This window comes from Kosakonia arachidis (assembly GCF_900116535.1).
In the GTDB taxonomy this organism is placed as follows: Bacteria; Pseudomonadota; Gammaproteobacteria; order Enterobacterales; family Enterobacteriaceae; genus Kosakonia; species Kosakonia arachidis.
In genome coordinates this window covers 23,073-35,409 of record NZ_FPAU01000008.1, presented here as the reverse complement: position 1 = coordinate 35,409, position 12,337 = coordinate 23,073, and the positions used below count along the sequence as shown (strand labels likewise).

General features: G+C 53.2%; 12 protein-coding genes. 7 read left to right on the top strand and 5 right to left on the bottom strand.

The genetic code is table 11. The features are described from left to right. Positions 1-41: 41 nt before the first annotated feature. Both nirD and nirB read right to left on the bottom strand, forming a co-directional pair. Positions 42-368, bottom strand: a complete 327-nt coding sequence (gene nirD, locus BM427_RS21555) for a nitrite reductase small subunit NirD (RefSeq protein WP_090125658.1) — start codon at positions 366-368, stop codon at positions 42-44. Beyond that, entirely contained in the window at positions 365-2,908 is a 2,544-nt protein-coding gene (nirB, locus tag BM427_RS21550) for a nitrite reductase large subunit NirB (protein WP_090125655.1), read from the bottom strand. Before nirB ends, nirD begins: the two co-directional genes overlap by 4 nt. A 239-nt stretch (positions 2,909-3,147) precedes the next feature. On the opposite strand from nirB, the gene BM427_RS21545 reads away from it, so the two are divergent. The 6 genes from BM427_RS21545 (at position 3,148) to argD (ending at position 7,946) form a co-directional block, all read left to right on the top strand. Then, positions 3,148-4,446, top strand: coding sequence for a cytosine deaminase (locus BM427_RS21545; protein WP_090125653.1), 1,299 nt, complete (start codon positions 3,148-3,150; stop codon positions 4,444-4,446). Positions 4,447-4,602: 156 nt separating this feature from the next. Then, entirely contained in the window at positions 4,603-5,175 is a 573-nt protein-coding gene (gene ppiA, locus BM427_RS21540) for a peptidylprolyl isomerase A (RefSeq protein WP_090125650.1), read from the top strand. Between the two features lie 106 nt (positions 5,176-5,281). Beyond that, positions 5,282-5,452, top strand: coding sequence for a FicA/YhfG family antitoxin (gene ficA, locus BM427_RS21535; protein ID WP_090125647.1), 171 nt, complete (start codon positions 5,282-5,284; stop codon positions 5,450-5,452). Further along, positions 5,442-6,044: a putative adenosine monophosphate-protein transferase Fic gene (locus BM427_RS21530; RefSeq protein WP_090125644.1), complete on the top strand. Its 603-nt coding sequence runs from the start codon at positions 5,442-5,444 to the stop codon at positions 6,042-6,044. Before ficA ends, BM427_RS21530 begins: the two co-directional genes overlap by 11 nt. Positions 6,045-6,074: 30 nt before the next feature. Further along, the gene (pabA, locus tag BM427_RS21525) at positions 6,075-6,638 is read left to right on the top strand and encodes an aminodeoxychorismate synthase component 2 (protein WP_090125641.1); all 564 of its coding nucleotides are present in this window, start codon (positions 6,075-6,077) and stop codon (positions 6,636-6,638) included. 87 nt (positions 6,639-6,725) lie between these two features. Next, positions 6,726-7,946: a bifunctional acetylornithine/succinyldiaminopimelate transaminase gene (gene argD / locus BM427_RS21520; protein ID WP_090125638.1), complete on the top strand. Its 1,221-nt coding sequence runs from the start codon at positions 6,726-6,728 to the stop codon at positions 7,944-7,946. Here argD and BM427_RS21515 read toward each other — a convergent pair. Next, on the bottom strand, positions 7,936-10,014 hold the full coding sequence (locus tag BM427_RS21515; RefSeq protein ID WP_090125635.1) for a YccS/YhfK family putative transporter: 2,079 nt from the start codon (positions 10,012-10,014) through the stop codon (positions 7,936-7,938). The genes argD and BM427_RS21515 overlap by 11 nt on opposite strands. Positions 10,015-10,062: 48 nt before the next feature. Continuing rightward, positions 10,063-10,695: a cAMP-activated global transcriptional regulator CRP gene (gene crp, locus BM427_RS21510; protein ID WP_000242755.1), complete on the bottom strand. Its 633-nt coding sequence runs from the start codon at positions 10,693-10,695 to the stop codon at positions 10,063-10,065. 311 nt (positions 10,696-11,006) lie between these two features. Here crp and BM427_RS21500 point away from each other — a divergent pair, with 311 nt between their 5' ends. Continuing rightward, the gene (locus BM427_RS21500; protein WP_090125632.1) at positions 11,007-11,411 is read left to right on the top strand and encodes an OsmC family protein; all 405 of its coding nucleotides are present in this window, start codon (positions 11,007-11,009) and stop codon (positions 11,409-11,411) included. 29 nt (positions 11,412-11,440) lie between these two features. On the opposite strand, the gene BM427_RS21495 is transcribed toward BM427_RS21500, so the two are convergent. After that, positions 11,441-12,310 carry a phosphoribulokinase gene (locus BM427_RS21495; protein ID WP_090125630.1) on the bottom strand — a complete coding sequence of 290 codons (870 nt, stop codon included), beginning with the start codon at positions 12,308-12,310 and terminating at the stop codon, positions 11,441-11,443. Positions 12,311-12,337 lie beyond the last annotated feature (27 nt).

Genomic DNA, 12,337 nt, shown 5'->3' with positions numbered 1-12,337 from the left:
GAATCTTGAAGAAGCGGGAGCGTTGCACTCCCGCTGGGGAGTCAGGCTTTGATCTGGACTTCGCCCTCTTTTACTCGCACATCGAAATGCGCAACAGAACGGCTTTCATCCTCCATACACAGGCCATCACGCAGGCGGAAACGCTGTTTTTTCAGCGGACTTGCCACCCACAGATCGCCCTGATGTTCGGCGATAATCCCGCGTGAGAGCACACTGGCTTCAAAGAAGGGATCGATATTACTGATGGCAAAAACCTGAGCGTCATGGTGCGGGCGGAAAACAGCGACTTGTTTGCCGTTTACCAGCGCGCAGACGCCGGTGGCAGGCACAATGTCATCAATTTTGCAGATAGTGTTCCACTGGCTCATGCGTTTTCCTCCACTAACACGACCGGAATACGTTCATAGGGTGTTGCCGGGCGATGTTGTTCGCGTTCCGGCACCACTTGCACATTCGGGTCGCGGCGATCGCTGTTGATAAAGTGTTTGAAGCGCGTCTGGGCTGCAGGTGTGTTCACGGTTTCTGTCCATTCGCAAATTACCGCTTCACGCAGGCGGGTCATCTCTTCTTCCAGTTGTGCGTCAAAGCCCAGCTTGTCGTCGATAATCACGCTTTTCAGGTACTCAATGCCGCCTTCCATGCCCTCCAGCCAGGAGGCGGTACGGGTTAGTTTGTCGGCAGTACGGATGTAAAACATCATAAAACGATCGAGGTAGTGCAGCAGAGTGTCACGGTCGAGGTCAGCAGCCAGCAGATCCGCATGGCGTGGTTTCATACCTCCGTTACCACAAACATAGAGGTTCCAGCCCTTTTCAGTGGCGATAATGCCGACATCTTTCCCCTGAGCTTCCGCACATTCGCGGGTACAACCGGAAACGCCGAATTTCATTTTGTGCGGAGTACGGATGCCTTTGTAGCGATTCTCCAGTTCAACACCGAAGCCAACGCTGTCGCCAACACCGTAGCGGCACCAAGTGGAGCCGACACACGTTTTTGCCATGCGCAGCGCTTTGGCGTAGGCGTGGCCCGTTTCAAAACCCGCATTGATAAGCTGTCGCCAGATTTCCGGCAGATCGTCTTTTTGCGCGCCGAACAGGCCGATACGCTGCGAACCGGTGATTTTGGTGTACAGGTTGAATTCCCGGGCGATACGGCCCACTTCCATCAACCCTTCCGGTGTGATTTCACCGCCTGCGGAACGCGGGATCACCGAATACGTACCGTCTTTCTGGATGTTGGCGAGGAAGTTGTCGTTGGTCTCCTGCAACGGTGTATGTTGCGGTTTCAGGATGTACTCGTTCCAGCAGGAAGCGAGCAGCGAACCAATGGTCGGTTTACACACTTCACAGCCGTAGCCTTTACCGTATTTCGCCAGCAACTCGTCGAAGGATTTAATCCCTTCCACGCGAATCAGGTGATACAACTCCTGGCGTGAGTAGGCGAAGTGCTCGCACAGATTGTTGGTGACTTCGATACCCTGTTTTGCCAGCTCCGCGTTCAGCACTTGCGTTACCAGCGGGATACAACCACCGCAGCCGGTACCGGCTTTGGTTTCAGCTTTCAGCGCAGCAACGGTATGACAGCCTTTATTGATGGCGGCGATCAGAGCGCCTTTGGTCACGTCGAAGCAGGAACAAATTTGCGCACTATCTGGCAGCTTGTCGACGCCGATTGACGGTTTGCCGCTTGACGCATGCGCAGGCAGGATCAGCGCATCCGGGTTCTCTGGCAGTTCGATGGCGTTGAGCACCAGTTGCAGCAGGTTGCCGAAATCGCTGGTGTCACCCACCAGCACCGCACCGAGCAGAGTTTTGTTATCCGGGCTAACGATCAGGCGTTTGTAGACTTCTTTGCTTTCGTCGAGATAAACATAGCTGCGTGCGCCCGGCGTACGACCGTGTGCATCACCAATACCGCCCACATCGACGCCGAGCAATTTCAATTTGGCGCTGAGATCCGCGCCTTCAAAGGCGTTTTGTGTACCCAGAATATGGTCTACAGCAACCTGCGCCATTTTATAACCTGGTGCGACCAGGCCATACACGCGGTTATTCCAGTTGGCGCATTCGCCGATGGCGTAGATGTTCGGATCGGAGGTCTGGCAGTTATCGTTGATCACGATACCGCCACGTTGAGCCACTTCCAGGCCACACTGGGTCGCCAGCTTGTCACGCGGGCGAATACCGGTTGAGAAGACGATTAAGTCCACTTCCAGTTCACTGCCGTCGGCAAAGCGCATGGTTTTACGCGCCTCGCTGCCTTCCTGCACGATCTCTTTGGTGTTTTTGCTGGTGTGCACTCGCACGCCCATGCTTTCAATTTTACGCTTTAGCTGTTCACCGCCCATCTGGTCGAGCTGCTCTGCCATCAGCATCGGAGCGAATTCGATCACATGCGTTTCAACGCCAAGGTTTTTCAGCGCGCCAGCGGCTTCCAGGCCCAACAGGCCGCCGCCGACCACAGCGCCACGACGGCTACGACGCGCGCAGGCTTCAATCGCGTTTAGGTCTTCAATGGTGCGGTAGACGAAGCAGTCCTGCGTTTCTGAACCTTTGATCGGCGGGATCCAGGGATAGGAGCCGGTGGCCATGATCAGTTTGTCGTAATAGACCGTGCGCCCGGCGCTGGAGTGGATCACTTTTTCCTGCCGATTGATAGTGATGGCGCGTTCGCCCACCAGCACTTTCACACCGTGTTTTTCGTAAAAGCCTTCGCGCACCAGCGACAGCTCTTCGGCGGTATGATGAGAAAAATAGGAAGAGAGATGGACGCGGTCGTAGGCTTTACGCGGCTCTTCACAAAAGACAGTAATATCGAACTGAGCGGCGTCGGTTTTATCGAGGAGATCCTCTATAAAACGGTGGCCGACCATGCCGTTACCGATAATAGCGAGTTTGACTTTGCTCATTTTTGCCTCGATTTCTTTTCTATTACCTCCTACCTTAACGATTCAGCCTCTCCACTTATTGATGTGCATCAAATACATCTTCGCCTACCACTTAATGAGTAGATTGTTGATTTTTATTACTTTTTATAAGCTATGGATATCAATGGATTTTATGGTTTGCGTTAAATGTGTGCAAAAAAAAGCGGGTTTTTGCTCGCGTCTCTGATACAAGATATCTGACGAAAATACGGAGGCATGCTATGTCGGCAACACCGCTTTGGTTGGTTCAGAATGTGCATTTACCGGATCGTGAAGGGCTGTGGCAAATTGCCATTGAGCAGGGGCGTTTTGGCGAAATTACGCCGATGGGCGCAACGCACAGCGACAGTCTCGAAGTACTGAATGCCCGCGGTGGCCTGGCGCTGCCGCCATTTATTGAGCCGCATATCCACCTTGATACGACGCAAACTGCTGGTGAGCCGAACTGGAACCAGTCCGGTACGCTGTTTGAGGGGATTGAACGCTGGGCGGAACGCAAAGCGCTACTTAGTCATGAGGATGTAAAAGCACGCGCCTGGCAGACGTTGAAGTGGCAAATGGCCAATGGCGTGCAGTATGTTCGCACCCATGTCGATGTTTCTGATCCCTCCCTGACGGCGCTGAAAGCGATGCTGGAAGTGAAAGCGGAGGTCGCACCGTGGATCGATTTGCAGATTGTTGCATTTCCACAGGAAGGCATTCTCTCTTATCCCAATGGTGCTGCGTTGCTGGAAGAGGCGTTACGTCTGGGCGCCGATGTTGTCGGCGCGATCCCGCATTTTGAGTTTACCCGCGAATACGGCGTAGAATCGCTGCACATTGCCTTTGCACTGGCGCAAGAATATGACCGCCCTCTGGATATTCACTGTGATGAAATCGATGATGAGCAGTCGCGTTTTGTTGAGACGGTGGCTGCACTGGCGCTGAAAATGGGGATCGGCCCACGCGTGACGGCCAGTCATACCACCGCCATGCACTCTTATAATGGCGCTTACACCTCGCGGCTGTTCCGCCTGCTGAAGCTTTCCGGCATCAACTTCGTTGCCAATCCGCTGGTCAATATTCATCTGCAAGGGCGTTTTGATGATTATCCGAAACGTCGGGGCATCACGCGGGTGAAAGAGCTACTGGCGGCGGAGATTAACGTCTGCTTTGGTCATGATGATGTGTTTGATCCCTGGTATCCGCTCGGTACGGGCAATATGTTGCAGGTGTTGCATATGGGGCTGCATGTCTGTCAGTTGATGGGCTATCAGCAAATTGATCAGGGGCTGCGTTTAATCACCCATAACAGCGCCAGAACCTTCGGTCTGACGCAGTACGGTATCGTCCACGGCAACCCGGCTAATATGATTATTTTGCCGGTGAAAAGCGGGTTTGATGCTGTCCGTTGCCAGGCCCCGGTGAGATGGTCTATTCGTCAGGGGCGAGTGATTGCCAGTACGCAGCCTGCACAAAGTTGGGTGCAAATGGACAACGGCGGTGAAGAGGTGCAGTTCAGCCGTTATCACGCACGATAAACTGTGGCGTCAGACCTTATTCTTGCGGTTGTGAGCGGTTTGACGTTACATATGTTTCCAAATACGTAAAATTAAGTAAAAGGCTGGCCTGCTGGCTGACTGCTCTTTAGAATCAAGCCACTCGCTTTCTTTACTGCGCTTCGTTAAGGAAACCCTATGGTTAAATCGACTCTGGCGGCTGTTGTGGCTGTGTTTGCTCTTTCTGCTCTTTCCCCTGCTGCAATGGCTGCAAAAGGCGAACCCCATGTTCTGCTCACCACCTCCGCGGGGAATATCGAACTGGAGCTGAACAACCAGAAAGCCCCTGTGTCGGTGAAAAACTTCCTTGATTACGTTAACAACGGTTTCTACAACAACACGACGTTTCATCGTGTGATCCCGGGGTTCATGATACAGGGCGGTGGTTTCAACGAGCAGATGCAGCAAAAACAGCCTAACCCGCCGATCAAAAACGAAGCTGACAACGGCCTGCGTAACACGCGCGGCACCATTGCGATGGCGCGTACGGCGGATAAAGACAGTGCTACCAGCCAGTTCTTCATCAACATTGCGGATAACGCTTTCCTCGACCACGGCCAGCGTGATTTCGGCTATGCGGTATTTGGTAAAGTGGTGAAAGGGATGGATGTGGCGGATAAAATTTCTCAGGTGCCTACGCACGATGTCGGTCCGTACCAGAATGTCCCGTCAAAACCGGTTGTTATCCTTTCCGCAAAAGTGCTGCCGTAATACTCTCTTCGCGCGGGTTTTTCGCCCGTGCTTTGTTCGCTTCCCTGCGTAACGTTAAATTGCTGCTTATAATTTGGGCAAGTACATGTGCAAACAGGGAGGCGCTATGCCGAAAAAACTCACTGACAGGCAAAAATCCCGTCTCTGGGAGCAACTGCGTAATGTCAACTTCCAGGCCAGCCGACAGCTGGAAGGCATTGACCGCGAGCTGATAACACTCACTGCCGAAGAAGCCAACCTCCGACTCGCAGAACTCCGGAGGCACTATGAGCGATAAATTTGGCGATGGCCGGGATCCTTACCTCTATCCTGGCCTGGATGTGATGCGCAACTTGCTGGGTATTCGCCAGGTGCAGCGTCTGGTACAAGCCGCTTATGAGCTGACGGCATTACGTGCAGCGACGCTTGAACTCGGACCTCTGGAACGCGGGCTTCCACATCTGTGCGCTATTCACCATCATCTCTATCAGGATGTGTTCGACTGGGCAGGGAAGTTCCGGGAAGTGGACATATTCGAGGGCGATACGCGTTTCTGCCATTTCGAATACATCGAAAAAGAGGGCAACGCGTTGATGCAGCAACTGGAAGAGGAAGAGTGGCTGTGCGGCTTGTCTGCGGATGCGTTTATTGAACGGCTTGCGCACTACTACTGCGAGATAAATGTGCTGCATCCATTCCGCCTCGGCAATGGCATCGCACAGCGCATCTTTTTTGAACAGCTTGCGTTACATGCCAATTATATACTGGACTGGCGCGGTATCGTTCCTGAACGTTGGAGTGCGGCGAGCCAGGCCGGAGCGATGGGGGATCTGGATCCGTTGTGCTCCATCTTCCGTAAAGTGGTAAGCGAAGCTGTCGAAAGCGAGTAAACTAGAGCGGTTTATTTTACCGAGGCCGCTATGATCCTGCTTATCGACAATTACGATTCCTTCACCTGGAACCTGTATCAATACTTTTGCGAACTGGGTGCAAGGGTTGAGGTAAGGCGTAACGATGAGCTGTCGCTTGAGGATATTGCCGTACTGGCACCGCAAAAAATCGTTATCTCTCCAGGCCCGTGTACGCCGGGTGAGTCCGGTATTTCCCTGGAAGTCATTCGCCATTATGCAGGCAAGATTCCTGTGCTGGGTGTCTGTCTTGGTCATCAGGCGATTGCCCAGGTCTTTGGCGCGACGATCGTCCGTGCGGCGAAAGTGATGCACGGCAAAACATCGCCTATTACCCATAATAACAGCGGTGTGTTTACCGGGCTTAATAATCCGTTAACCGTCACCCGTTACCATTCTTTGGTGATTGACCCGCCTACGCTACCCGCCTGCTTTGAAGTGACTGCGCGTACTGAAAGCGGGGAAATAATGGGGATTCGCCACCGGCAGTGGGATTTGGAAGGCGTACAGTTTCACCCGGAAAGCATTCTTAGCGAGCAAGGCCACCAGTTACTGGAAAACTTCCTCAAACGGTGATTTCTGGTTGCCATGCAGTGATTTTTTATGCATATTTCGTGATTATATTTTCATAATTAATGCAACAGAAAACTGGATGGGCAAGACATGGCAACTCAGCAAGACGTGGTAACGCGTGCTAACTTCGATGAAGTGATTCTGCCAATTTACGCACCGGCCGAGTTTATCCCGGTGAAGGGAAAAGGCAGTCGTGTGTGGGATCAGCAGGGTAAAGAGTATGTTGATTTTGCAGGTGGAATTGCGGTAACGGCTTTAGGGCACTGCCATCCTGCGCTGGTAGAAACGTTAAAAACGCAGGGTGAAACGCTGTGGCATATCAGCAACGTATTTACCAACGAACCCGCTCTGCGCCTGGCGCGTAAACTGATTGATGCGACTTTTGCCGAGCGTGTGGTGTTTATGAACTCCGGCACGGAAGCGAACGAAACTGCCTTTAAGCTGGCGCGTTTTTATGCATCCACTCGTCATAGTCCATATAAAACCAAAATTATTGCCTTCCACAATGCTTTCCACGGTCGTTCGCTGTTTACCGTCACAGTTGGCGGTCAGCCGAAATATTCCGACGGTTTTGGCCCGAAACCGGCTGACATCATTCATGTGCCGTTCAACGATCTGCATGCGGTGAAGGCAGTGATGGACGATCATACCTGTGCGGTAGTGGTCGAACCGATCCAGGGGGAAGGCGGTGTTACTGCGGCAACGCCGGCGTTTTTGCAAGGTCTGCGCGAACTGTGCGATCAGCACAACGCGCTACTGGTATTTGATGAAGTGCAATGCGGCATGGGTCGTAGCGGCGATCTATTTGCTTATATGCACTACGGCGTGACGCCGGACATTCTGACCAGTGCGAAAGCGCTGGGTGGCGGTTTCCCGATCAGCGCGATGCTGACGACCAATGAGATCGCCAGCGTGTTCCACGCCGGTTCTCACGGCTCTACCTATGGCGGCAACCCGCTGGCCTGTGCGGTAGCGGGAACGGCCTTTGATATTATCAACACGCCGGAAGTGCTCAATGGTGTGAATGCTAAACGCCAGCTTTTCGTTAAACATTTGCAGCTGATCGGCGAAAAATATCAACTCTTCAGCGAAATTCGCGGTATGGGGCTGTTGATTGGCGCTGAATTGACCGCACCGTTCAAAGGCCGCGCACGTGATTTTCTCTATGCTGCCGCAGATGCGGGCGTAATGGTGCTGAACGCCGGTCCGGATGTAATGCGTTTTGCGCCGTCTCTGGTTATTGGAGAGCAGGATATCGATGAAGGGATGCGCCGCTTTGCCAGCGCGGTCGAGAAAGTGGTTAATGGTTAAGACGTCGGCTTAGCCAGATGCCGTGATGCGGGCGCTGACGCCATGCCACTGACGATATGGTATGCATGGTGTTCAGATGCCCGATAACGCGTTGTAAATGCTGTTCGAGCGTGCTCATTGGCCCGTGGGTCAACGTTTCCGGCGCTTCCAGGATATTCACATCACCCGACTCTCCCGGCCCGTCATACTCCAGCCGCTGCTGACAACGTTGCAGCGCAATCTCGCAGGACTGCAAATAGCGCTGCGCCAGCTCCGGCGTCAGCATCGTGTGCTCACGCGCCAGTGTGGTCATCGCATTGATATGTTCGACAATAAATTGACTGTGCGTGACCCACAGCTTCATATCTTCCAGATAGCGAGTGTTAAAGCCCGGTTCCTGCATAGCCTGATTGAGCGAATTAAACAGTGCATTATGCGCCTGGTTGACGCGCATACGCTGCCAGGCGAGCGGCGTTGGCTGTGGGTCATCGCTGAGGATCAGGCGAATCGCCTGCTGGTCTGTTTCCAGCGCGTCGTGGGCATTCTGGCGCAGCAAACCGCTTTGCCATTGCGGCCACAGCCAGACCATACCGCCAAAGGCGATCAGGCATCCAATTAAGGTATCGATTAGCCGCGCGACAATAAATTCTTCGCCGTTTAAGGTCAGCAGTTGCAATGAGTACACCGCAGTAATAGTAAAGCCGACCATCGCCCAGCCGTAGCTTTTGCGGATAATCAGATAGCTAACAAGCGTAATCAATAACATCGCCGTCAGCGTCAAACCGAGCGGAACATGAAAGTGCAAAGTGATCCCGGCGATCACCAACCCGGCAATGGTTCCTGCCGCCCGGTGGACAATGCGCACTCGTGTCGCGCCATAACCATTTTGCGTGACAAACATAATCGTCATCATGATCCAGTAGGGCTTCGGCAGGTGCAGGGCACTGCCCATCAGGCCGGCAATACTGAGCATCACGCTGATGCGCGCTGCATTACGCAGTGCGGCGGATTTGAGGGATAAATAGCTTTTTAGCGCCGGGAGCAATGGCAATCGACGCTGCTTCTCCGCCATCAGATCGCGGATATACAAGGGACGCTGCGTACGCAATACGCGGGCAATTCGGCTAAAGTGCCAGGCACAAAACTGACCGACAGGATTATCCGGGTGCTGGCGGGCGATTTTTTCCAGCGCGCCTATTTGCTTCTCCATCGTGAAACGCGTCGGATAACGATGGTAGAGAATGTCGTCCGCCAACACGCGTAAACGGGCGGCGACGGTCTGCGCATTCCAGCGGATCACCTGCTCGGCATGGGTTTGTTCAACCAGTTTTTGTACCTCTTCCGGCTGGTGCAGGCTGACGGAAATATGCTCCTGCAAATCCAGCGAGACCTGGAAGACGCGCAGCAGGCGTTTGTAGTCGTTATGCTGATTGGCCGCCAGCATATGCAATTGTTGGTAGCACTGACTTATCATATCCACCGCTTTTTGCTGGCGTGTAAGCAGCGGCGGTAGGGCTTTTTCCGGATCGGCGTGCTGTGTTAGCAGGCTGTATTTGGCCTCGCAATAATCAGCCAACTGCCGATAGAGCAGGCTCAACGATTCGCGCAGTGGTTGTTCCCGCCACATCCAGAACCAGAACCAGTTAAACAGCCCGTACCACAGTGTGCCCAGCGTGTAGATCAGTAGCGGCTCCCACACCGGCATATTCCCGGCGAGGCTGAGCGTGAAGATGGCGGCAATTAGCGAGGCGGGCAGTAAGCGCCCGTGCAATGCGCTGATCTCGGCAGTGACGCCCAGTAACAGAGTCAGCATGGTAAAGATCAGCGGCAGCGGAAGAGCTTCCGCCAGCAACAATTGAACCGCCAGGCTGCTACCTGCAAACAGACAGCCGCCAATAATCAGGCGTTTAAAGAAACGCTTATGCGGCGTGTCGAGACCGGCAATATTGCAGCAAGCGGGAACGAGTGAAAAAAGCAGACCCTGTTGCAGATGGCCGACGAGCAGACCAATCGCCACCGGCAGACATAACACCAGCGTTTGTCGCAGTGCGTAGTTGATTTCGGGGTGATAAATCAGCCTGCGCCACATGAGGAGAGAAAAACGGCGCACCGGGTAAACGATGCGCCGTTTTACGGATTAACGTGTTCCGTATACCACGATGGTTTTACCGTGGGCGGAGATCAGGTTCTGATCTTCCAGCATTTTCAGGATGCGGCCGACAGTCTCACGGGAGCAGCCAACAATTTGGCCAATTTCCTGGCGAGTGATTTTAATCTGCATGCCGTCCGGGTGAGTCATTGCGTCCGGCTGTTTTGCGAGGTTCAGCAACGTCTGCGCGATACGGCCCGTTACGTCCAGGAACGCCAGGTTACCGACTTTCTCCGAGGTCACCTGAAGGCGACGCGCCATCTGCGCGGAGAGGCGCATCAGAATATCCGGGTTCACCTGGATAAGCTGACGGAATTTTTTGTAGGAAATTTCGGCGACTTCACAAGCGGTTTTGGCGCGTACCCATGCACTACGCTCCTGACCTTCTTCGAACAAACCCAGTTCACCGATAAAATCACCCTGATTAAGGTAAGAAAGAATCATCTCTTTACCTTCCTCATCCTTGATTAGCACTGCCACTGAGCCTTTAACGATGTAGTACAGCGTTTCCGCTTTTTCACCCTGGTGAATCAGCGTGCTCTTCGACGGGTACTTATGAATGTGGCAATGAGACAAGAACCATTCGAGAGTCGGGTCTGTTTGCGGTTTGCCAAGCACCATGCGCGGTTATCCTCTGTTATAAGCTGGCTCCGAAAGCGGGATGTAAGTTTCAGCCTGCTTCCAGGGTTGCAATCAAAGCTTCTCATGTCCTGAGAAGTGGGCCGTCAGCGTTCTCTGCGGCCTCTAATCTACGATGTCATGCGTACATGCGTAACATCCATTTATCTTTGTAGCATCCAGATTGTTTTAGCATAGGTTTTCACGCCTGTCTCCTGGTGTCTCGCTTCAGCATGACGCAGGTCGCCTTCCGTTGCGAGTTTTGTTATGTACGCGTAATCTGTGAAGAAAATTATTACTCCGGAGTGAATAAAATGCAGGCACGTGTGAAATGGGTTGAAGGGTTAACCTTCCTGGGTGAGTCCGCATCTGGCCACCAAATTCTGATGGACGGTAATTCCGGGGATAAAGCGCCAAGTCCGATGGAAATGGTGCTGATGGCGGCGGGCGGTTGCAGCGCAATTGACGTTGTTTCCATCTTGCAGAAAGGGCGCCATGACGTAATCGACTGCGAAGTGAAGCTGACTTCTGAGCGACGTGAGGAAGCGCCGCGTCTGTTTACACACATCAATCTGCACTTTATTGTCACAGGTAAAGCGTTGAAAGACGCAGCGGTTTCCCGTGCCGTAGATCTGTCGGCCGAAAAATATTGCTCCGTTGCGTTGATGCTGGAGAAGGCTGTGAAGATCACCCACTCCTACGAGGTTATTGAAGTCTGATGCCCTGGCCCGGCGATCGGCTCGCCGGGCTACTTAATCTTTTTCCCTTCCATCAGCCGTTGCACCAGTGGCGTCATAATCAGTTCCATCGCCAGCCCCATCTTGCCGCCAGGTACCACCAGTGTATCCATATGGGAAATAAATGAACCCTGGAGCATCGCCAACAGCCACGGGTAATCAATGCCCTGCAAATTCTGGAAGTGAATGACCACAAAGCTTTCATCCAATGACGGAATGCCTTTTGCGGCAAAAGGGTTAGAAGTATCGACCGTCGGTACGCGCTGGAAATTGATGTGCGTACGGGAAAACTGCGGGGTGATAAAGTTGATGTAATCTTCCATGGAGCGAACCACCGAATCCATCACTGCTTCACGGGAGTGCCCGCGTTCGCTGGTGTCGCGAATCATTTTCTGGATCCACTCCAGGTTGACGATCGGCACAACGCCAACCAGTAAATCAACATGCCGTGCTACGTCATTTTGCGGTGTTACTACACCGCCGTGCAGCCCTTCATAAAACAGCACGTCGGTAGGTTCCGGCAGTGGTTGCCAGGGCGTAAACGTTCCCGGTACCTGATTCCACGGCACCGCTTCATCATAGGTATGCAAATATTTACGCGTTTGCCCGGTTCCACTCTGGCCATATTCGCTAAAGGTCTGTTCAAGCAGACCAAAGTCATTGGCATCCGGGCCAAAGTAACTGATATGCCGCCCAAGATCGCGGGCTTTGCGGATCGCCATATCCATTTCCGGACGGGTAAAACGATGGAAGCTGTCACCTTCCACTTCTGCGGCATGCATATTGAGCTGGGTGAAGATTTTACGGAAGGCGACGCTGGTCGTGGTGGTTCCTGCGCCACTGGAGCCAGTGACGGCAATGACCGGATGTTTGGCGGACATAGCAACTCCCTGAATAAAACTGTGTTT